Genomic DNA, 19,953 nt, shown 5'->3' on the forward strand with positions numbered 1-19,953 from the left:
TGCATCAACGAGAATACAGTTCGACGATCAACGATTCGTTGATGTCGGAGCCGAACTCGTCGCGGTCCGGGCTCTTCTTGAACACGCCTTCGAGCTTGGTGCCGTCGACCTGGACCCAGCCAGGGATGCCGATCGACTCGGCCAGCTTGTAAGCTTCCTGAACGCGCACTTGCTTCTTGGCCTTTTCACGCACAGCGACCACGTCGCCGGTTTTGACCAGGAAGGACGGGATGTTCACGACTTGACCGTTCACGACCACACCCTTGTGGCCCACCAGCTGGCGAGCTTCGGCGCGGGTAGAGGCAAAGCCCATGCGGTAGACGACGTTGTCGAGACGCGATTCCAGCAGGGTCAGCAGGTTGGCACCGGTGTTGCCCTTGCGACGCTCGGCTTCAGCGAAGTAGCGGCGAAATTGCTTCTCCAGCACGCCGTACATGCGCTTGACCTTCTGCTTTTCACGCAGTTGCAGACCGTAGTCCGAAGTGCGCGAGCCCGAAGTGCGGCCGTGCTGGCCAGGCTTCGTGTCAAACTTGGCCTTGTCGCTGATGGGGCGACGGGCGCTCTTCAAAAACAGGTCGGTGCCTTCACGGCGGGCCAGCTTGGCCTTGGGTCCGAGGTAACGTGCCACTTTTCGTGTCCTTGTAATCTGTCTGACGTCAGCCATGGGCCGACGCGAGTCTGGCGGCGATGAACACCTGCGCAGACGGTGGGCTTATCGGTCACGGCCCGGACGACAAATCGCCACAGCCGCGCAACCGCAAAGAGCCTGCCATTATAGCAAGCGAGTTGCACTCTCCGAGCACCCGCAAAGGCGCGTCAGAAATACACAACGAAACAACCTCGCTGGCCATGTCACCATGACCTGCGAGGTGTGGAGCGACCCGCCGGGAAGGCGGGCCTGCAAATCACATCAGATGCGACGACGCTTCTGAGGACGGCAGCCGTTGTGCGGCACGGGCGTCACGTCAGAGATCGAAGCGATGCGGATGCCCAGCGAAGCCAGAGCGCGCACCGACGACTCGCGACCAGGACCGGGGCCCTTGATCTCGACATCGAGGTTCTTGATGCCTTGCTCCTGAGCTGCGCGACCTGCCACTTCAGCAGCCACCTGGGCAGCGAACGGCGTGGACTTACGCGAGCCCTTGAAGCCTTGACCACCAGACGAAGCCCAAGACAGGGAGTTGCCCTGACGGTCCGTGATGGTGATGATGGTGTTGTTGAAGGATGCGTGCACGTGGGCAATACCGTCAGCAATGTTCTTGCGGACCTTCTTGCTCACACGACGTGCAGCGCTGTTCGCAGGTGCTTTAGCCATGATTTATCTCTCTTGAACTCAGTCGCTTAGCCTGATCACTTCTTGCCAGCGATCGCCTTACGCGGACCCTTGCGAGTGCGAGCGTTGGTGCGAGTGCGTTGGCCACGAAGGGGCAGACCACGACGGTGACGGAAGCCGCGGTAGCAGCCCAGGTCCATCAGTCGCTTGATGTTCATCGAGAGCTCGCGGCGCAGGTCACCTTCAATGGTGAGCTTGCCCACTTCTTCCCGAATCTTTTCCAGGTCGCCGTCGGTCAATTCCTTGATCTTCTTGTTGAAGGGAATGCCGGCCGCCGAGCAGATCTTCTGCGCGGTGGTGCGACCAATGCCGTAGATCGAAGTCAGACCGATTTCGGTATGCTTGTGCGGCGGAATGTTGATGCCAGCAATACGTGCCATAACTGTCCTCTGAACGCTTGTGTCGTCGCCAGGTCAGGCGGTTAGCCTTGACGCTGCTTGTGACGCGGGTCGGTGCAAATCACGCGAACCACGCCCTTGCGGCGGATGATTTTGCAATTACGGCACATCTTCTTGACGGATGCCGAGACTTTCATGGTCTTCTCCTGAACCGTTGATCTCTCAACGGAAATTCGCCCACGTTTCCGGGGTCAACTAATTCAAGCTCACTTCGCCCGGAACACGATGCGAGCACGACTCAAATCGTACGGCAAGCAGTCAACGTCACTTTTGGCCAGAGCAATCCGCGATTGTAATGCAAAAGCGGAACGCTTGGAAGTGATGCAGCCAGCTGGCCCTCATCCAAACTGTGGTGAAGAAGCACGTGACACCCATTCGAGGAGATCAGTGCCCTGACTCAACCAAGCGAACAACTCGCCTGGTCCTTCATGACACCAGCTGAGCTGGTGCGTTTCAGTTTGACTTGAAACTTGCCTTCTTCAGCAGCGAGTCGTACTGCTGAGACATGACGTAAGACTGAACCTGAGCCCAAAAATCCATGGTGACAACCACGATGATGAGCAAGGACGTCCCACCGAAATAGAACGGAACGTTGTACTTGAGCACGAGGAACTCGGGCAGCAGGCACACGGCCGTGATGTACACCGCACCCACCAGGGTCAGACGGCCGAGAATCTTGTCGATGTAACGGGCAGTCTGGTCGCCGGGGCGAATGCCAGGAATGAAGGCGCCGCTCTTCTTCAGGTTGTCTGCGGTTTCTCGGCTGTTGAACACCAGGGCCGTGTAGAAGAAACAGAAGAAGACGATCGCAACAGAATACAGAATCACGTAGATCGGCTGACCAGGCGACAACATGCCAGCGATGTCCTTGAGCCAACGCATGCTGTCACCGGTGGCAAACCAGCTCACTGCGGTCGTCGGCAGCAGGATGATCGAGGAAGCGAAGATCGGGGGGATCACGCCAGCCATGTTGATCTTCAAGGGCAGGTGCGAAGACTGACCACCGTAGACACGGTTGCCAACCTGACGCTTGGCGTAGTTGACCAGGATCTTGCGCTGACCCCGCTCGACAAACACCACCAAGTAGGTCACCAGAACCACCAGCGCCAGGATGAAGATGGCGGCCGGGATGCTCATGGCACCGGTGCGGATCAGCTCGAACAGACCACCCATGGCAGAGGGCAGGCCCGCAGCGATACCGCCAAAAATCAGGATCGAAATGCCGTTGCCCAGCCCGCGTTCGGTGATTTGCTCACCCAGCCACATGAGGAACATGGTGCCGGCAGTCAGGCTGATCACCGCAGTCATGCGGAAACCAAAACCAGGGTCGATCACCAGACCAGGCGTGCCCTCCAGGGCCACGGCAATGCCGAAGGACTGGAACAAGGCCAAGCCAAGCGTCGCAAAACGCGTGTACTGGGTGATCTTGCGGCGGCCGGCCTCGCCTTCCTTCTTCAAGGCTTCGAGGGTCGGTACCACATAGCCCATCATCTGCATGATGATGGACGCAGAAATGTAGGGCATGATGCCCAGCGCGAACACGGTGAAGCGCGACAGCGCTCCGCCCGAGAACATGTTGAACAGACTCAGGATGCCGCCTTGCTGCCCCTTGAACAACTGTTGCAGCTGCGCCGGGTCGATACCGGGCACGGGGATGTGCGCCCCGATGCGGTAGACCACCAAGGCGAGCAGCAGAAAGACCAAGCGACGTTGCAGGTCGCCATACTTACCGCTTTGAGCCAGTTGTGTGGGAGAAGTTGCCACGCTGAGTCCGTTCTCTGTCTTAAGTTCGCGTCGTGTCCGTTGGCTTATTCAGCCAGCGAGCCACCAGCAGCTTCGATCGCAGCCTTGGCGCCGGCGGTCGCGCCGATGCCCTTGAGCACAACCTTGGCCGACAGTTCGCCCGACTTGATCACCTTGACCACCTTGGCGATCTGGGGGATCAGGCCGGCTGCCTTCAGCGACAGAACGTCGACTTCAGCCGCGCCCAGAGCTTGCAGCTCGGACAGGGTGATTTCGGCGTTGTACTTCAGCAGGTGCGACTTGAAGCCACGCTTGGGCAGGCGACGTTGCAAAGGCATTTGACCGCCTTCGAAACCCACCTTGTGGTAGCCGCCCGAACGCGACTTCTGACCCTTGTGACCGCGACCAGCGGTCTTGCCCAGGCCAGAGCCGATGCCGCGGCCAACACGGCGCTTGGCATGCTTGGCGCCTGCGGAGGGCTTGATGCTATTGAGTTCCATGGTGTTCCCCAGTGTCAAAGTGCTTACAGCACCACGACCATGTAGCTGATCTTGTTGATCATGCCGCGGACAGCAGGCGTGTCTTCCAGGACAGACGTGCTGTTCATGCCACGCAGACCCAGACCACGCACGGTGGCGCGGTGATCGGCACGGGTGCCGATCGGGCTGCGCACCAGCTTGACGGTGACAGTTTTCTTTTCGCTCATCTCAGCTCTCCCGCGATCAGTTGAAGATGTCTTCAACGTTCAGACCACGCTTGGCAGCGACTTCGGCCGGGGTCGTCGCCTTGTTCAGGGCGTCGAACGTGGCGCGAACCATGTTGTAGGGGTTGCTCGAACCGAGGCTCTTGGCCACGATGTCGGTCACGCCCATCACTTCAAACACAGCGCGCATCGGGCCGCCAGCGATGATGCCGGTACCGGCGGGCGCCGGGGCCAGCAGCACCTTGGCTGCACCGTGTTCGCCACGGATGTTGTGGTGCACGGAACCGTTCTTGAGCGAGACCTTGACCATGTTGCGACGGGCTTGGTCCATCGCCTTTTGCACGGCCAGAGGCACTTCACGCGCCTTACCCTTGCCCATGCCAACGCGGCCATCGCCGTCGCCGACCACGGTCAGGGCTGCGAAGCCCATGATCCGACCGCCCTTGACCACTTTGGTCACGCGGTTCACCTGGATCATCTTCTCGCGCAGACCGTCGTCGCGACCTTCGTCCGCTACCTTGGGTTGAAACTTAGCCATTTGAAATTCCTTCCGGTTGCCGACGCGGCTTAGAACTGAAGACCGGCTTCACGCGCGGCTTCAGCCAAGGCCTTCACACGACCGTGATACTGGTAACCAGCGCGGTCGAAAGCGACCTTCTCGACGCCAGCAGCCTTGGCCTTCTCGGCGATGCGCTTGCCGATCAAGGCAGCAGCGGCGGCGTTGCCACCCGAAGCCTTGAGTTGCTCGCGCACTTCCTTCTCGGCGGTCGAGGCGGTGGCCAGGACCTTGCTGCCGTCGCCAGAAATCACGCTGGCGTAGATGTGCAGGTTGGTGCGGAAGACCGTCAGACGCACAGCGCCTTGCAGGGCGATGCGGGCACGCGTCTGGCGTGCGCGACGCAGGCGCTGTTCCTTCTTGCTTGTTGCCATGATGAATCAGCTCCTTACTTCTTCTTGGTCTCTTTGATGACCACACGCTCGTCGGCGTACCGGATGCCCTTGCCCTTGTACGGCTCTGGCGGACGGAAGGCGCGAATTTCAGCGGCGATCTGACCAACGACCTGGCGATCGGAACCCTTGATCAGGATTTCGGTCGGGGCCGGCGTCTCAACCTTGATACCAGCAGGCATGTCCTTCACCACGGGGTGAGAGAAACCGATCTGCAGGTTCAGCTTTTGACCTTGTGCCTGGGCACGGAAGCCCACACCCACCAGGGTCAGCTTCTTCTCGAAACCCTTGCTGACACCGTTGACGGTGTTGTTCAGCAGGGCACGGAAGGTGCCGGACATGGCATTGGCGGCGGCGGTGTCGTTAGCCGGGGCCACCTTCAACTGACCGGCTTCGTTCGAGACGACAACCAGGCTGTTGGCAGGCAGGCTCAGCGTACCGAGGCTGCCCTTGACGGTGACGGCGGCTGGGGTGATCTGGACGTCCACACCTTGAGGGACGGCGATCGGCATTTTTCCAACGCGGGACATTGCGATTGCTCCTCGATTAGGCGACGTAGCAGAGCACTTCACCACCGATACCGGCGGCGCGAGCCTTGCGGTCGGTCATCACACCCTTGGGGGTGGTCACGATTGCCACACCCAGGCCATTCATGACCTGAGGGATGTCGTGACGGCCCTTGTAAATGCGCAGACCGGGGCGAGAGACACGCTCGATGCGCTCGATGACCGGGCGACCAGCGTAGTACTTCAGCGAGATTTCCAGCGTGGGCTTTGCAGCCTCGCCGGTGACGGCGAAACCGTCAATGTAGCCTTCGTCCTTCAGGACCTGGGCAATCGCGACTTTCAGCTTGGACGACGGCATGGCAACACCGGTCTTGGAGACCATTTGGGCGTTGCGGATGCGTGTCAGCATGTCGGCGATGGGATCACTCATGCTCATGGGATAACTCCTGTTCGTGACCTGCTGGGATTACCAGCTCGCCTTGGTGACACCGGGGATGTCGCCAGCGAAAGCCAATTCACGGATCTTGGTGCGACCCAGACCGAACTGACGGAAAGTGCCACGGGGGCGACCAGTCAGGTTGCAGCGAGCGCGCAGACGGGTCGGGTTGGCATTGCGGGGCAGCTTTTGCAGCTCAAGACGGGCGGCGTAACGCTCTTCTTCCGACTTCTTGGCGTCATCGATGATGGCCTTCAGTTCGGCGTACTTTTGTGCGTACTTGGCAACCAGCTTTTCGCGCTTTTCTTCGCGTTGCTTCAAGGATACTTTTGCCACGATGTACCTCAGTTCTTGAACGGGAACTTGAAAGCAGCCAGCAGAGCCTTCGCTTCGTCGTCGGTCTTGGCCGTCGTCGTGATGCTGATGTTCAGACCACGGATGGCGTCGATCTTGTCGTATTCGATTTCCGGGACAATGATCTGTTCCTTGACGCCGACGTTGTAGTTGCCGCGACCGTCAAAAGAACGACCCGAGATACCGCGGAAGTCACGAACGCGAGGCAGCGAGATGGTGACGAAACGGTCCAGGAATTCGAACATGGTGGCACCACGCAGGGTGACCATGCAGCCGATGGGCATGTTTTCGCGGATCTTGAAGCCGGCGATGGGCTTGCGGGACATGGTGACCACGGGCTTTTGGCCAGCGATCTTGGTCAGGTCGCCGACGGCGTGCTCCATGACCTTCTTGTCCGACACGGCTTCCGAGACACCCATGTTCAGGGTGATCTTGGTCAGACGCGGCACTTCCATGATCGACTTGTAGCCGAACTTGGCCATCAGGTCGGGGACGACCTTTTCGCGGTAAAACTGCTGCAGGCGAGCTTGTGTTTGAGCCATTTTTGACCTCAAGCCTTGATTTCTTCGCCGCTGGACTTGTAGACGCGCACTTTCTTGCCGTCTTCCAGGAGCTTGATACCGACGCGGTCAGCCTTGCCGGAAGCAGGGTTGAAAATTGCCACGTTGGACTGGTGGATGGGCATGGTCTTGTCAACGATGCCGCCGGTGGTGCCCTTCAGAGGGTTCGGCTTGACGTGCTTTTTGGCAACGTTCACGCCTTCGACCAACAGATGGTCGACATCCACGCGAGCGGACACAGTGCCACGCTTGCCTTTGTCACGGCCGGTCAGAACAATGACCTGGTCGCCTGTCTTGAGCTTGTTCATAAGAGCTGTCCTTTGCGTTGCGCCGAGGGATTACAGAACCTCGGGAGCCAGCGACACGATCTTCATGAAGCGCTCGGAACGCAGTTCACGCGTCACGGGGCCGAAGATGCGGGTGCCGATCGGCTCCAGCTTTGCGTTCAGCAGCACGGCGGCATTGCCATCAAACTTCACCAGAGAGCCGTCTTGACGACGAACACCCTTGGCAGTGCGGACGACCACAGCGCTGTAAACCTCGCCCTTTTTGACGCGACCACGCGGTGCAGCTTCTTTGATGCTGACCTTGATGATGTCGCCAATACCGGCGTAACGACGCTTTGAGCCACCGAGCACCTTGATGCACATGACGCTCTTAGCACCCGTGTTGTCAGCGACGTCAAGTCGCGATTGCATTTGGATCATGGTGTACCCCAACTTGGCCCGATCGGCTGCGCAAACCACTTACGCAACAACGAACGGTCAGTCTTGGGCCCGTAGAACGGGCGGATCTGCAAAAGCTCACAACCTCGTGAATCCTGCCGCAGCGCCTGCTTGTTGCAATTTGAGTCTTACAACGAGCCAGCGAGGGTAACCAGGCCGAAATTGATCGCTTGAGCAGCGAAGCCTTGCATTATGCATGAGGAGCCGACACGGGGTCAAGCACTTCCTGCAAAAAATCGCAAGGGGCGAATCGTCCCTGCGCTGACGTGCGCCGGGACGGTGGAAATCAGGCGGTGCCGCCGACAGTCAGGCCTTCGATGCGCAGTGTGGGCTGGCCGACACCAACCGGCACGCTCTGGCCTTCTTTGCCGCAGGTGCCCACACCGGGGTCGAGCGCCAGGTCGTTGCCGATCATGCTGACACGGGTCATGGCGTCGGGACCGTTGCCGATGAGGGTGGCTCCCTTGACGGGGTACTGGATCTTGCCGTTTTCGACCCAGTAGGCCTCGGAGGCGGAGAAGACGAACTTGCCGCTGGTGATGTCGACCTGGCCCCCGCCGAAGTTGACGGCGTAGAGGCCGCGGTCGATGGAGGCGACGATTTCCTGCGGATCCTTGTCACCGGCCAGCATGTAGGTGTTGGTCATGCGGGGCATGGGCAGGTGGGCGTAGCTTTCGCGGCGGCCGTTGCCAGTGGGCGCGGTCTTCATCAGGCGGGCGTTGGTGGCGTCCTGCATGTAGTTGCGCAGGATGCCGTCTTCGATGAGGACAGTGCGCTGAGTCGCGTGGCCTTCGTCATCGATGTTGAGCGAGCCGCGGCGGTCGGGGATCGTGCCGTCGTCGAGGATGGTGACGCCCTTGGCGGCGACGCGCTGGCCGATGCGGCCGGAGAAGACGCTGGAGCCCTTGCGGTTGAAGTCACCCTCCAGGCCGTGGCCGACGGCTTCGTGCAGGAGGATGCCGGGCCAGCCGTTGCCGAGGACGACCGTCATTTCGCCAGCGGGGGCAGGACGGGCTTCGAGGTTGACGAGGGCGGCGTGGACGGCCTGGTCCACATAGGTCTGGGTGACGGCCTGGCTGAAGTAGCCGAGGTCGTAGCGGCCACCGCCGCCGGCCGAGCCGACTTCGCGGCGGCCGTGCTGTTCGGCGATGACGGTGAGGGAGAGGCGGATCAGGGGGCGGACGTCGGCGGCCATGGTGCCGTCGGCGCGGGCGACCATGACAACGTCGTATTCGCAGCCAAGGCCAGCCATGACCTGGACGATACGGGGGTCCTTGGCGCGGGCGCGGCGTTCGACGTCTTCCAGCAGGGCGACCTTGGCGGCGCTGTCGAGCGAGGCGATGGGGTCGAAGGCCGGGTAGAGGGTGCGGCTGGGGGCGACGCGAGGCTCACCGACCTTGACCTTGCGGCTTTGACCGGCTGCGGCGATGGTGCGCACCGTGCGGGCCGCGTCAAGCAGGGCCGCTTCCGAGATGTCATCGGAGTAGGCGAAAGCGGTCTTCTCGCCGGAGATGGCGCGCACGCCGACACCCTGGTCAATGCCGAAGCTGCCGGACTTGACGATGCCCTCTTCCAGGCTCCAGCCTTCGCTGCGGGTGTACTGGAAGTAGAGGTCGGCATCGTCCACGCGGTGGGCGGTGATGACCTGCAGGGCCTTGAGCAGGGTGGACTCGTCCAGCTGGTAGGGAGCGAGCAGCAGCTCACGGGCAGTCTGGAGGCGGGCGATGGTGGCGTCAACGGCGATCATGGGCGCATTGTAGGCATGGCGGCGTGCGGCTGCGCGGCGAAGACGCGAAGCCCTCCCTGCCAGCGTTTCAGAGTGCCAGCAGGGCCTCGACGCGGCGGCGCTCGTCAGGGCGGAAATGAATCTGAATGTGCGCGTCGATGGCCTGGCGCCGCTGTGACCAGGAGAGCTCGGGGGCGGCTTGCAGGCGCGCCCATTCGCTTTGCACGGTCTGCAGGCGACGGGTCCAGTCAACCCATTGCGCGTCGGCCTGAGCGAGGCGATCGGCCGCGGCGGCGCCGTAGCGCGCGACGCGATCGGTGTGGACAGCGTGAGGGGGGCCTGCGGCGGCGCCCGGCACAGCGGATGGGACGGGCAGGCCCGGGTCGGCCGGCAAGGGGGCGCCGCGTTCGAGGTGTGCAAGATCGCTTCGGGCCTCGGTTTCCTCGGAGGCGAAGAAGGCCTGGGCCCAGGTGTCGCCGAGGATCTGGCGGCGGGTGCGCTGCTGTTCGTCGAGCAAGGCGCGCCAGGTGGCGAGGTTGTGGGGGTCAAACACCGTGCGGTAGGGGTGGGCACGCAGCGTCAGGTAACGATCCCAGAGGGCAAGGACCTCGGCCACCGGCGCGGGGCCGTGCGTGCGCTTGACTTCGTCTGCCACGAGGGCACGCAGGTCGTCGGACGCGACTTCGCCCTGGGCGAGCAGGTAGTACTCAAAGCGGTGACGCAGGGCCTCGCAGGGCTGAACTTGCCCGGCGCGCACGCACCAGTCACCGGTGGGGCTGGTGCCGGCCAGGGAGCCGTGGCGAAACAGGCGCTCGCGCGTTTGCGCCGGGGTGAGGCCAGCGGGCATCGGCGCGGCGGCGGCATGCCCCGACGTGATGAGGGGGGCCATGCCGGACGCGGCGCCGGCCAGCTCAGCGCGGCCCGCTTGCACGGACGGCGCCGACTCACCGCCCCTCTTGAGCACGCTCCAGGTCAGCATCAAAGCGGCCAGCAAGCCCGCGCCCGCCAGTCCCCAGACGATCAGGGGGCGCCGAGAGATCATCAGCAGGGGACGAATGGGGCTCACGGTCAAGGGCAACGAGACGAGGGGGCGCTGCTGCGGCGGACGGCTTACAGGCCGACCTGCTTGAGGCGGTTGGCGTGCTGGACGTAGAAGGCCAGCGGGCTGGGGGCGTTGCGGCCGACCAGACCGAAGACCTGGTTGATCTCGTCGAGGTGGTTCCAGTCGTAGTTGTCCTTCAGGACCTTGCCCCAGTGGCTGGCGCAGCGGCCCACGAGGCCGTCGTGCGCCTCGGTGAAGTACTGCGAGGCGAAGGTGTCGAGCAGCGCGTCGGAGATGTCCCAGAAGTTGGTTTTGACCGACGTGCCGGAGACGGAGTACCAGCGGATCGGGTGTCCGTCGACGGCGGCGACCTCGGGGCCGCTGCCGCAGGGGGTGGTCGGCGCACCGGCGGGGAAGCGGGCGTTGAACTTGGCCAGGCCCGTGGCGCTGAGGGAATCGACGGCGTCGCGCAGGTTGACGTCGGAGGTGCTGGGGGTGCCGTTGAGGAAGGAGATCAGCTTGGCCAGGGTGGTGGCGGTTTGCTCGAACAGGGCCCCCGGGGTCATGTTGGCTTCGAGCTGGTCGGCCACTTGGGAGCCGAAGTTGGCGCCGGCCACGGTGGTGACGCTGGCGACCATGGCAGGCATGACGCCCGCGGCGTAGCGCACGGTGGGTCCGCCATGGCTGTGGCCGATGAGGTTGAACTTCTGGGCGCCGTCACGCGCCGCCCATTGCTGCAGCTGACGGATCAGCTCTTCGCCGCGGTATTCGGTGGTCTGGGCGGGGTTGACGGAGGCGATGTAGACGGTGGCGCCCTCTTTGCGCAGGGCCTCGGGGATCTTGTACCAGTAAGGGATGCCGAGGACGGTGTTGAAGCCCATGAAGCCGTGGACCAGCACGATGGGGTGGCGGGTCTGGGCGGTGGTGCCGGCCTGGGCGACGGACAGTGTCGCAAGCAGCAGCAGCGCGGTCAGGCCGCGACGAAGGAGGGACAAGGTCATGGAGGGCTCCCGGTGAGTGCGCCATGTCAGGCGCACGGTAGCCCAGACTGTCATTTGGGATACGGGCGATGTCACAACTGGAGAACCCTGATTTCGCGGGTTGCTCCGGACCCCTGCTCGCGGGAGCGAGGGGCGCGCGGTGCGTCAGCGGGCGTCGTCGGCCTGGCGGTAGGTCAGGGCCTGCTCGTACAGGGCTTTGCGCGGCAGGCCGGTGACATCGGCCAGCAGGCCGGCAGCCTGCTTGACGGGGAGGTGTTGCACCAAGGCTTGCAACAGCGTGGCCTGCGCGGGCGTGAGCAGGGTCTCGGCCGCCTCTTCGGGCTGGGCGTGCACAACGATGACGAATTCGCCGCGCTGGCGGTGGGCCTCGGCGGTGAGCCAGGCGGGGAAGTCGGCGACGGGCAGCGTGGCGATTTCTTCAAACTGCTTGGTGAGTTCGCGGCACAGCGTGAGGCGGCCGTGCGGCAGCACCTCGACGAGGTCACGGGCCAGTGCGTCGATGCGGTGCGGGGCCTCGAAGAGCACCACGCTGTGGGACTGACCGAGCACCTCGCGCAACTGGGCCTGGCGGGCGGTGCCTTTGGCGGGCAGGAAGCCGAGGAAGCGAAAGCCCTGGGCGACGGTGTCGCCGGCCACACTCATGGCGGTGGTGACGCTGCTGGCGCCCGGCAGGGGCACAACGGTGAGGCCGGCGGCCTGTACGGCTTGCACGAGGTGGGCGCCGGGGTCGGAGACGGCGGGGGTGCCGGCGTCGCTGACATAGGCGACGCGCTGACCAGCCTGCATGAGCGCGATCAGGGCCTGGGCGCCGCCAACTTCATTGTGCTGGTGCAGCGGCAGAAGGCGCTTGTCCATGCCGAGGTGGCGCAGAAAGCCGCCGGTGACACGGGTGTCTTCGCAGGCGACGACGTCGGCCAGCGTGAGCGCCTGGACGGCGCGCAGGGTGATGTCGGCCAGGTTGCCGATGGGGGTGGCGATGAGGTAGAGCGCGCCTTTGGGATACTGTTGGCCGCCGGCCACGTGTTGGGCCGCCTGGAGCAGCAGATTGGCATCGATGGTCACGACAAAGTCCCGGGGAGATGAGGCGGAGGAACGGGCGCTGCAGCATTTGCTGGCGCAGGGCCTGACGCTGGTAGAGCGCAATTATCGGGTGGCGCGCGGCCCGAGCGCACGCGGGGCCGAGGTGGACCTGATCATGCGCGCTCCGGACGCGGAAGGGACGCTGGTGTTCGTGGAGGTGCGACAGCGCAGTGCACGCACCCATGGCGGGGCCGCGGCCACGGTGACACGGGGCAAGCAGCGGCGCTGTGTATTGGGCGCGCAGTTTTACCTGTCCACCCTCAAGGTGTGGCCGCCGTGCCGCTTTGACGTGGTGGCCATCGACGGTGAGGACGTGACCTGGCTGCCCGCTGCCTTTGATGCGTCCTGACGTCATGAGGCTGGGACTGGCAAACCCTGGGTATCATCCCCGCCATGCCGGATTCCTCCTTTCAGCAGTCTTATCTGCAGCAGCCTTTGCTGGAAACCGCCGACTGGCTGTATCAGTCGTCCGAGCGGTTGGCCCAGCAGTTGAATTACGCGGCCTTGGCCCTGATGCACACCATCACCTCGGGCGGCAAGGTCCTGTGCGCCGGTGAAGCCGAAGCCGCCTGGCTGGCCCAGCAGGCCGCCACCTGGCTGGTGCGGGGCACGGGGCGCGAGCGCCCTCCCCTGTCGGCCGTGGCCCTGGTGCCACCGGCCGGACCGATGCAATCCACCTTGGCGCAGCAGGTGCGTGCACTGGGCCACCCCGGTGATGTGTGGCTGGCGTTTTCGCTGGAGCGCGATGACCCCGATCTGCTGGCCGCCACGGAAGCGGCCGCGGAACTGGACCTGACTTTGGTGGTCTTCACAGGAGAGGCGGCCCGCACGCTGGGGCCGCTGTTGCGTGACACGGATGTGTGGGTGCCCTTGCCGGGCACGCGCGAATCCACCCTGTTTGCGATCGCCTGGCTGGCCCTGGAAGGCCTGTGTGCGGCCGTGGACACCCACCTGCTTGGAGAGGATGCCTGATGACCCGTTTGACTTTCACCCCCACCGTACTGCGCTGGACCGCGGCCTTGGCCGCTGCCCTGAGTCTGTCGGCCTGCGCCCCGCTGGTGCTGGGCACCGCCGTGGGGGGCGCGTTTGTGGCCACCGATCGCCGCACCTCGGGCATGCAACTGGAGGACCAGGGCATCAAGATCAAGGCCGCCAACCGCATTCGGGAGGTGCTGAAAGACCGCGGGAATGTGAACGTGAACGCCTACAACCGTCGGGTGCTGCTGACCGGTGAGGTGCCGACCGAAGCCGACCGCGCGGCGGCTGTGGCCGCGGCCGCACAGACCGAGAACGTGGCCGGGGTGGTCAATGAGCTGATCGTGAGCCTCAGCAGCACGCTGACCTCACGGTCGAGCGACGTGCTGGTGGCCACCAAGGTGCGTGCCACGCTGGTGGACGCGCGCGACCTGATGAGCAATGCCTTCGACGTGGTGGTCGAGCGCGGGGATGTCTACCTGATGGGCATCGTGACCGAGCGCGAAGCCAACCGCGCTGCCGAGCTGGTGTCGACCATCAGCGGCGTGCGCCGGGTGGTGAAGGTGTTCGAGATCATCAGCGAGGACGAGCTGGCGCGCAAGCTGCCCAAGCCGGTGAGCCCGGCCGCCAGCGACAGCACGCAGCCTTGAGCGGGCTTCGGCCGGGCTGGTGAAGCCCGGCGCCCGGTCACCGGGGGCGCACGCGGGGTGCGTGCGCCGATGCCGAGAGATCAACGCAGGCGCTTGATCAGGCTGGAGGTGTCCAGGCGGCCGCCGCCCATGGCCTGCACATCGGCATAGAACTGATCGACCAGCGCCGTGGCGGGCAGGCGCGCGCCCAGGCGTCGGCCTTCGTCGAGCACCAACCCCAGGTCCTTGCGCATCCAGTCCACGGCAAAGCCGAAGTCGAACTGGTCGGCGATCATGGTGGGGCCGCGGTTGACCATCTGCCAGCTGCTGGCGGCGCCCTGCGAGATCACGTTGAGCACCTGGTTCATGTCCAAGCCGGCTTTTTGCCCGAAGGCCAGCGCTTCGGCCAGGCCTTGCAGCAAGCCGGCCACGGCGATCTGGTTGACCATCTTGGCGAGCTGGCCCGCGCCACTGTCGCCGAGGTGGGTGATGGCGCGAGCGTAAGCCGCGATCACGGGCTGGACGCGGGCATAGGCCTCGGCATCGCCCCCACACATGACGGTGAGCACGCCGTTGAGGGCGCCGAGGTTGCCGCCGGACACCGGGGCGTCAATGAAGCTGATGCCGCGCGCGTGGGCGGCCTGCGCGAGCTCGCGGGCGACTTCGGCCGAGGTGGTGGTGTGATCGACGACGACCGCGCCAGGCGCGAGGCTGTGGAACACGCCTTGCGGTCCGGTGCAGACCTCGCGCAGATCGTCGTCGTTGCCCACGCAGGTGACGACGATGTCGGCGCCCTGAGCGGCTTCACGCGGGGTGGCGGCGGACAGGCCACCATGCGCCTGCACCCAGGCAGCCGCTTTGGCCGCGGTGCGGTTGTAGACGGTGACACTGTGGCCGGCACGCTGAAGGTGGGCGGCCATGGGGGCGCCCATGGTGCCCAGGCCGATGCAGGCGATGCGGCGGGCTGGGGTGGGCTCGTAGGTCTTGTCGGCGACGTTCATCGGGCTCTCCGGGATGGAGAGCCGATTGTGTCAGAGCGGCGCCAGACCGCCCGGAGTGAAGGCGCCGATCAGACGATCTGGAAGTGCTCGGTGCCGGCCGACAGATCCTGGTTGCGGGCGCGCTGGCTGTGCAGCTTGATCTGCAGGCGCAGGTCGTTGAGCGAGTCGGCGTTGCGCAGCGCGTCTTCGTAGGTGACGTAGTTGCCCTCGTAGAGGTCGAACAGCGCCTGGTCGAAGGTCTGCATGCCCAGCTCGCGCGACTTCTTCATGATCTCCTTGATCTCGCCCACCGAGCCCTTGAAGATCAGGTCGGCGATCAGCGGCGAGTTCAGCATCACTTCCACGGCGGCGATCCGGCCCTTGCCGGCTTCGCGCGGCAGCAGACGCTGCGACACGAGGGCACGCAGGTTCAGCGACAGGTCCATCAGCAGTTGGTCGCGACGGTCTTCGGGGAAGAAGTTGATGATGCGGTCAAGCGCCTGGTTGGCACTGTTGGCGTGCAGGGTGGCCATGCACAGGTGACCCGTTTCGGAGAACTGGATGGCGTGCTCCATGGTCTCGCGGTCGCGGATTTCACCCATCAGGATGACGTCGGGGGCCTGACGCAGGGTGTTCTTGAGGGCCTGTTCCCAACCCTCGGTGTCGATGCCGATCTCGCGCTGCGAGACGATGCAGTTCTTGTGCGGGTGCACGAACTCGATCGGGTCTTCGACGGTGATGATGTGACCGTAGGAGTTCTCGTTGCGGTGGTCCACCATGGCGGCCAGCGAGGTGGACTTACCGGAGCCGGTGCCGCCCACGAAGATGACCAGACCGCGCTTGGCCATGGCCACATCCTTGAGGATCAGGGGCAGGCCCAGGCCGTCGATGGTGGGCAGGTGTGCCGGGATGACCCGCAGCACGATGCCGACCTGGCCTTGCTGGATGTAGGTGTTGACACGGAAGCGGCCGATGCCGGTGGGCGCGATCGCGAAGTTGCACTCCTTGGTGCGCTCGAACTCGGCGGCCTGCTTGTCGTTCATGATCGAACGCGCCAGGGCCATGGTGTGCGAGCCACTCAGGGGTTGGGGCGAAACCTTGTTGATCTTGCCGTCGACCTTGATGGCAGGCGGAAACTCGGCCGTCAGGAACAAGTCGGAGCCGCCCCGCGAAATCAGGAGTTTGAGCAGGTCGTTGATGAATTTGGAGGCCTGGTCGCGTTCCATGGTGGTGTCCTGATTTTGTGGGGTCGGTGAAAGTCAGCGTGCGTCCGGCGGCGACCGGGATCAGCCCGGGAAGTTCTCGGGGATCTTGGCCTTGGCGCGTGCCTCGGCCGGCGAGATGATGTTGCGACGCACCAGGTCGGCGAGGTTCTGGTCGAGGGTCTGCATGCCCTGGCCGCTGCCGGTCTGGATGGCCGAGTACATCTGGGCGATCTTGTTTTCGCGGATCAGGTTGCGGATGGCCGAGGTGCCGATCATGATTTCGTGGGCGGCGACACGGCCGCTGCCATCCTTGATCTTGCACAGCGTTTGCGAGATGACGGCCTGCAGCGACTCGGACAGCATGGCGCGCACCATTTCCTTTTCGGCGGCGGGGAAGACGTCGACCACGCGGTCGATGGTCTTGGCGGCGCTGGAGGTGTGCAAGGTGCCGAAGACCAAGTGGCCGGTTTCGGCGGCGGTCAGGGCCAAGCGGATGGTTTCGAGGTCGCGCAATTCGCCCACCAGAATGCAGTCGGGGTCTTCACGCAGGGCCGAACGCAGGGCGTTCGAGAAGCTCATGGTGTGCGGGCCGACTTCGCGCTGGTTGATCAGGCACTTCTTGGCCTCGTGCACGAATTCGATCGGGTCTTCCACCGTGAGGATGTGACCGTACTCGGTTTCGTTGAGGTGGTTCACCATCGCGGCCAGCGTGGTGGACTTGCCCGAGCCGGTGGGGCCGGTGACCAGCACCAGGCCTCGGGGCTTGAGCGCCAGGTCGCCGAAGATCTTGGGGGCGTTGAGCTGCTCCAAGGTCAGGATCTTGGACGGAATGGTCCGGAACACGGCGCCGGCGCCGCGGTTCTGGTTGAAGGCGTTGACGCGGAAACGCGCCAGGCCCTGGATCTCGAACGAGAAGTCGCACTCCAGCGTCTCTTCGAAATGCTTGCGCTGCGCGTCGTTCATGATGTCGTACATCATTTCGTGGACCTGCTTGTGGTCCAGCGCATCGACGTTGATGCGGCGCACGTCGCCGTTCACCCGGATCATGGGAGGCAGGCCTGCCGACAGGTGGAGGTCAGAGGCCTTGTTTTTGACCGAGAAGGCCAGCAGTTGGGTGATATCCATGGATGATGTCGACCTGTCATTCGTTACAGACCCATTATGGCGACGATCGCGAACAACCTGCAACTCGTACGAAACCGGATTCAGGCAGCGTGTGCACAAACGGGGCGTCCTGCCGACAGTGTCACGCTGCTCGCGGTGAGCAAAACGTTTCCAGCCGTAACGGTGCGCGACGCATTTCACGCTGGGCAGCGCTGGTTTGGTGAAAACTATGTGCAAGAGGCGCTCGACAAGATCGCCGAGCTGGCCGACCTGCGTGAGCAGATCACCTGGCACCTGATTGGCCCGCTGCAGAGCAACAAGACCCGCGTGGTGGCCGAGCACTTTGACTGGGTGCAGAGCGTGGACCGGCTCAAGATTGCACAGCGCCTGAGTGAGCAGCGCCCGGCGCATCTGCCGCCCTTGCAGGTGTGCATTCAGGTGAACACCAGTGGCGAGGAGAGCAAGAGTGGCGTGGCGCCCGGCGAAGCGCTCGCCCTGGCACAGGCCGTGGCCGCCCTGCCCCGTTTGCAGCTGCGTGGGGTGATGGCGCTGCCCGCGCCCTCGCCCGACCCGGCGGTGCAGGCCGAGGCGCTGGCGCAGGTGCGCGTGGTGTTTGAGCAACTGCGCGCCGCCGGGCTGGCGTTGGACGTGCTGTCGATGGGCATGAGCGGCGACCTGGAAGCCGCGGTGGCGCAGGGTTCGACCATGGTGCGGGTGGGCACGGCGCTGTTTGGACAGCGTTGAGACCGACGGGTGGCGGGCCGGAGTCGGCCGCGATTGCGGCATGATGACGACCATGAGCACCTCCATCGACATCGCATTCATCGGCGGGGGCAACATGGCCACTGCCATCATCGGCGGCCTGTTGCGCCAAGGCACGGCCCCCACCAGCATCCTGGTCATTGATCCGGTGGCCGAACAGCGTCAGCGCCTGACCGACACCTTGGGCGTGCAGACGGCCGCCGGCCCGGACGAGGCCCTGCGCACGGCACGCACCGTGGTGTGGGCCGTCAAGCCGCAGCAGTTCAAGGACGCGGCGCAGAGCTATGCCCCGTTGACCAGCCAGGCCCTGCACTACAGCGTGATGGCCGGCCTGCGCACCGACGACATCGCCCGCCTGCTGGGCACGCCGCGCATCGTGCGCGCCATGCCGAACACACCGGCGCTGGTGGGCCAGGGCATGACGGGCATGTTCGCCCGTGCCGAAGTCAGTGCCGACGAACGGGCGGCCATCGAAGACATGGTGCGCTCCACGGGTGCGCACCTGTGGGTGGCGCAAGAAGCCGATCTGGACGCGGTGACCGCCTTGTCGGGCTCGGGACCGGCCTATGTGTTCTATTTCATTGAGGCCATGATGCAGGCCGCGCAGGACATGGGCCTGAGCGCCGAGCAAGGTCGCCTGCTGGCCCAGGCCACGTTTGCGGGCTCGACCGCCTTGGCTCAGCAGTCGGACGTGAGCCCGGCGGTGTTGCGTGAGCGCGTGACCTCAAAGGGCGGCACCACGTATGCGGCGCTGACCCATCTGGAGTCGGCTGGCGTGAAAGACGCGTTCGTGGCCGCGATGCGGGCGGCGCAACAGCGGGCCGCCGAGTTGGGCGACGAGTTCGGGCGTTGACCCTCAGCCGCGCAACGCCAGATCGGCGGCCACGCCCACCCACACACTGAAACCCAGCCAGTGGTTGAGGCGGAAGGCCTTGAAACAGGCCAGACGTTCACGGCCCTTGATGAGCGTGAAGTGGTACAGCGCCTGGGCCGCAGCCACCACCAGGGACAGGTCGTAGACCCAGCCCAGGCCCGCCAGCTGCCCCGCCTGCCACCAGCAAGCGATGCACAGCGCGTACAGCGTCATGACCCCCGCCACGTCGAAGCGCCCCAGCGTGATGGCCGAGGTGCGAATGCCGATCTTGAGGTCGTCGTCGCGGTCGACCATGGCGTACTCGGTGTCGTAAGCGATGACCCAGGCCAGCTTGCCAGCCAGCAGCCACCACATCACCGGCGGCACCTCGTTGCGCACGGCCGTGAAGGCCATCGGGATGCCGAAGGCGTAGGCCACGCCCAGCACCGCCTGCGGCATGGCAAAGAAGCGCTTGGTGAAGGGGTAGACGATGGTGACGGCCAGGGCCCCGAAGGACAGCGCCACGGTGGCGGCATTGGTGGTGAGCACCAGCGCGAACGAGATCAGCGCCAGCACCACACCGATGAGGACGACCTCCTTGACGGAGATGCGGCCGCTGGTGAGCGGGCGCTGGGCGGTGCGCTCGACGTGGCGGTCGAAGTCCTTGTCGGCGAAGTCATTGACGGCGCAGCCAGCGCTGCGCATCAGGATGGTGCCAGCGGTAAAGACCGCCAGCAGGTGCCAGCCCGGAAAGCCTTGCGCGGCGATCCACAGGGCCATCAGGGTGGGCCACAGCAGCAGCAGCCAGCCCTGAGGGCGGTCCCAGCGGATCAGGTCAAGATAGAGCGACCAGCGGTCGCGCAGGGTCAGGGTGGCGGCGGTGTTCACAC

The 19,953-nt window shown here is 64.4% G+C and carries 28 protein-coding genes; 5 read left to right on the forward strand and 23 right to left on the reverse strand.

The features are described 5' to 3' along the window. Window positions 1–4 precede the first annotated feature (4 nt). The 19 genes from rpsD to rsmI form a co-directional block, all read right to left on the reverse strand. Window positions 5–628, reverse strand: a complete 624-nt coding sequence (rpsD, locus tag RBT42_RS02275) for a 30S ribosomal protein S4 (protein WP_320362192.1) — start codon at window positions 626–628, stop codon at window positions 5–7. A gap of 282 nt (window positions 629–910) precedes the next feature. After that, on the reverse strand, window positions 911–1,315 hold the full coding sequence (gene rpsK, locus RBT42_RS02280) for a 30S ribosomal protein S11 (RefSeq protein WP_320362193.1): 405 nt from the start codon (window positions 1,313–1,315) through the stop codon (window positions 911–913). A 35-nt stretch (window positions 1,316–1,350) separates the two neighbouring features. Next, window positions 1,351–1,713, reverse strand: coding sequence for a 30S ribosomal protein S13 (gene rpsM / locus RBT42_RS02285; RefSeq protein WP_300157544.1), 363 nt, complete (start codon window positions 1,711–1,713; stop codon window positions 1,351–1,353). 41 nt (window positions 1,714–1,754) lie between these two features. Continuing rightward, window positions 1,755–1,868: a 50S ribosomal protein L36 gene (rpmJ, locus tag RBT42_RS02290; RefSeq protein WP_035036301.1), complete on the reverse strand. Its 114-nt coding sequence runs from the start codon at window positions 1,866–1,868 to the stop codon at window positions 1,755–1,757. A 316-nt stretch (window positions 1,869–2,184) separates the two neighbouring features. After that, window positions 2,185–3,495 (reverse strand): preprotein translocase subunit SecY, encoded by a 1,311-nt coding sequence (secY, locus tag RBT42_RS02295; RefSeq protein ID WP_320362196.1) that lies wholly within the window; start codon window positions 3,493–3,495, stop codon window positions 2,185–2,187. 44 nt (window positions 3,496–3,539) lie between these two features. Beyond that, window positions 3,540–3,974, reverse strand: a complete 435-nt coding sequence (gene rplO, locus RBT42_RS02300) for a 50S ribosomal protein L15 (protein WP_320362197.1) — start codon at window positions 3,972–3,974, stop codon at window positions 3,540–3,542. A 23-nt stretch (window positions 3,975–3,997) separates the two neighbouring features. Next, entirely contained in the window at window positions 3,998–4,180 is a 183-nt protein-coding gene (gene rpmD / locus RBT42_RS02305; RefSeq protein WP_306563604.1) for a 50S ribosomal protein L30, read from the reverse strand. Window positions 4,181–4,196: 16 nt separating this feature from the next. Next, the gene (gene rpsE / locus RBT42_RS02310; protein WP_300157552.1) at window positions 4,197–4,715 is read right to left on the reverse strand and encodes a 30S ribosomal protein S5; all 519 of its coding nucleotides are present in this window, start codon (window positions 4,713–4,715) and stop codon (window positions 4,197–4,199) included. 29 nt (window positions 4,716–4,744) lie between these two features. Then, on the reverse strand, window positions 4,745–5,107 hold the full coding sequence (rplR, locus tag RBT42_RS02315; protein WP_320362200.1) for a 50S ribosomal protein L18: 363 nt from the start codon (window positions 5,105–5,107) through the stop codon (window positions 4,745–4,747). Window positions 5,108–5,121: 14 nt separating this feature from the next. Beyond that, window positions 5,122–5,655: a 50S ribosomal protein L6 gene (rplF, locus tag RBT42_RS02320; RefSeq protein WP_320362202.1), complete on the reverse strand. Its 534-nt coding sequence runs from the start codon at window positions 5,653–5,655 to the stop codon at window positions 5,122–5,124. Between the two features lie 16 nt (window positions 5,656–5,671). Then, entirely contained in the window at window positions 5,672–6,067 is a 396-nt protein-coding gene (gene rpsH / locus RBT42_RS02325; protein ID WP_320362203.1) for a 30S ribosomal protein S8, read from the reverse strand. A 30-nt stretch (window positions 6,068–6,097) separates the two neighbouring features. Next, on the reverse strand, window positions 6,098–6,403 hold the full coding sequence (gene rpsN, locus RBT42_RS02330; RefSeq protein ID WP_109037607.1) for a 30S ribosomal protein S14: 306 nt from the start codon (window positions 6,401–6,403) through the stop codon (window positions 6,098–6,100). 8 nt (window positions 6,404–6,411) lie between these two features. Then, window positions 6,412–6,963 carry a 50S ribosomal protein L5 gene (gene rplE, locus RBT42_RS02335; protein ID WP_320362205.1) on the reverse strand — a complete coding sequence of 184 codons (552 nt, stop codon included), beginning with the start codon at window positions 6,961–6,963 and terminating at the stop codon, window positions 6,412–6,414. A gap of 8 nt (window positions 6,964–6,971) precedes the next feature. Next, window positions 6,972–7,289 carry a 50S ribosomal protein L24 gene (gene rplX / locus RBT42_RS02340; RefSeq protein ID WP_320362207.1) on the reverse strand — a complete coding sequence of 106 codons (318 nt, stop codon included), beginning with the start codon at window positions 7,287–7,289 and terminating at the stop codon, window positions 6,972–6,974. 30 nt (window positions 7,290–7,319) lie between these two features. Then, window positions 7,320–7,688 (reverse strand): 50S ribosomal protein L14, encoded by a 369-nt coding sequence (gene rplN, locus RBT42_RS02345; protein WP_260788821.1) that lies wholly within the window; start codon window positions 7,686–7,688, stop codon window positions 7,320–7,322. A gap of 304 nt (window positions 7,689–7,992) precedes the next feature. Continuing rightward, window positions 7,993–9,453 (reverse strand): metalloprotease TldD, encoded by a 1,461-nt coding sequence (gene tldD / locus RBT42_RS02350; protein ID WP_320362211.1) that lies wholly within the window; start codon window positions 9,451–9,453, stop codon window positions 7,993–7,995. Between the two features lie 67 nt (window positions 9,454–9,520). Next, on the reverse strand, window positions 9,521–10,498 hold the full coding sequence (locus RBT42_RS02355; protein ID WP_320362213.1) for a lipase secretion chaperone: 978 nt from the start codon (window positions 10,496–10,498) through the stop codon (window positions 9,521–9,523). Window positions 10,499–10,542: 44 nt separating this feature from the next. Then, a complete protein-coding gene (locus tag RBT42_RS02360; RefSeq protein WP_320362215.1) occupies window positions 10,543–11,475 on the reverse strand; it encodes a triacylglycerol lipase in 933 nt (310 codons plus the stop codon). Window positions 11,476–11,619: 144 nt separating this feature from the next. Continuing rightward, a complete protein-coding gene (rsmI, locus tag RBT42_RS02365; protein ID WP_320362216.1) occupies window positions 11,620–12,537 on the reverse strand; it encodes a 16S rRNA (cytidine(1402)-2'-O)-methyltransferase in 918 nt (305 codons plus the stop codon). On the opposite strand from rsmI, the gene RBT42_RS02370 reads away from it, so the two are divergent. From RBT42_RS02370 to RBT42_RS02380, 3 genes are read left to right on the forward strand one after another with little or no spacing between them, the layout of a single operon-like run. Continuing rightward, the gene (locus tag RBT42_RS02370; RefSeq protein ID WP_320362217.1) at window positions 12,530–12,904 is read left to right on the forward strand and encodes a YraN family protein; all 375 of its coding nucleotides are present in this window, start codon (window positions 12,530–12,532) and stop codon (window positions 12,902–12,904) included. The genes rsmI and RBT42_RS02370 overlap by 8 nt on opposite strands. 44 nt (window positions 12,905–12,948) lie before the next feature. After that, entirely contained in the window at window positions 12,949–13,527 is a 579-nt protein-coding gene (locus RBT42_RS02375; RefSeq protein ID WP_320362219.1) for an SIS domain-containing protein, read from the forward strand. Then, window positions 13,527–14,180 (forward strand): BON domain-containing protein, encoded by a 654-nt coding sequence (locus RBT42_RS02380; RefSeq protein WP_320362221.1) that lies wholly within the window; start codon window positions 13,527–13,529, stop codon window positions 14,178–14,180. The genes RBT42_RS02375 and RBT42_RS02380 overlap by 1 nt, the downstream gene beginning before the upstream one ends. Before the next feature lie 80 nt (window positions 14,181–14,260). Here the strand turns inward: RBT42_RS02380 and RBT42_RS02385 are convergent, their stop codons facing one another. The 3 genes from RBT42_RS02385 to RBT42_RS02395 all read right to left on the reverse strand — a co-directional run bounded on the left by RBT42_RS02385 (window position 14,261) and on the right by RBT42_RS02395 (window position 17,469). Continuing rightward, window positions 14,261–15,160, reverse strand: coding sequence for an NAD(P)-dependent oxidoreductase (locus RBT42_RS02385; protein ID WP_320362222.1), 900 nt, complete (start codon window positions 15,158–15,160; stop codon window positions 14,261–14,263). Window positions 15,161–15,228: 68 nt separating this feature from the next. Next, on the reverse strand, window positions 15,229–16,365 hold the full coding sequence (locus RBT42_RS02390; protein WP_320362225.1) for a PilT/PilU family type 4a pilus ATPase: 1,137 nt from the start codon (window positions 16,363–16,365) through the stop codon (window positions 15,229–15,231). 60 nt (window positions 16,366–16,425) lie between these two features. Continuing rightward, entirely contained in the window at window positions 16,426–17,469 is a 1,044-nt protein-coding gene (locus RBT42_RS02395) for a type IV pilus twitching motility protein PilT (protein ID WP_320362227.1), read from the reverse strand. A 36-nt stretch (window positions 17,470–17,505) separates the two neighbouring features. Between RBT42_RS02395 and RBT42_RS02400 the strand changes: the two genes are divergently transcribed. Both RBT42_RS02400 and proC read left to right on the forward strand, forming a co-directional pair. Continuing rightward, window positions 17,506–18,192 (forward strand): YggS family pyridoxal phosphate-dependent enzyme, encoded by a 687-nt coding sequence (locus RBT42_RS02400; protein ID WP_320362229.1) that lies wholly within the window; start codon window positions 17,506–17,508, stop codon window positions 18,190–18,192. A 52-nt stretch (window positions 18,193–18,244) separates the two neighbouring features. Further along, entirely contained in the window at window positions 18,245–19,063 is an 819-nt protein-coding gene (proC, locus tag RBT42_RS02405; protein ID WP_320362230.1) for a pyrroline-5-carboxylate reductase, read from the forward strand. Between the two features lie 3 nt (window positions 19,064–19,066). Here the strand turns inward: proC and ubiA are convergent, their stop codons facing one another. After that, window positions 19,067–19,951, reverse strand: coding sequence for a 4-hydroxybenzoate octaprenyltransferase (ubiA, locus tag RBT42_RS02410; protein WP_320362232.1), 885 nt, complete (start codon window positions 19,949–19,951; stop codon window positions 19,067–19,069). Between the last annotated feature and the right edge of the window lie 2 nt (window positions 19,952–19,953).

This window comes from Aquabacterium sp., assembly GCF_034003525.1.
Lineage (GTDB): Bacteria > Pseudomonadota > Gammaproteobacteria > Burkholderiales > Burkholderiaceae_C > Aquabacterium.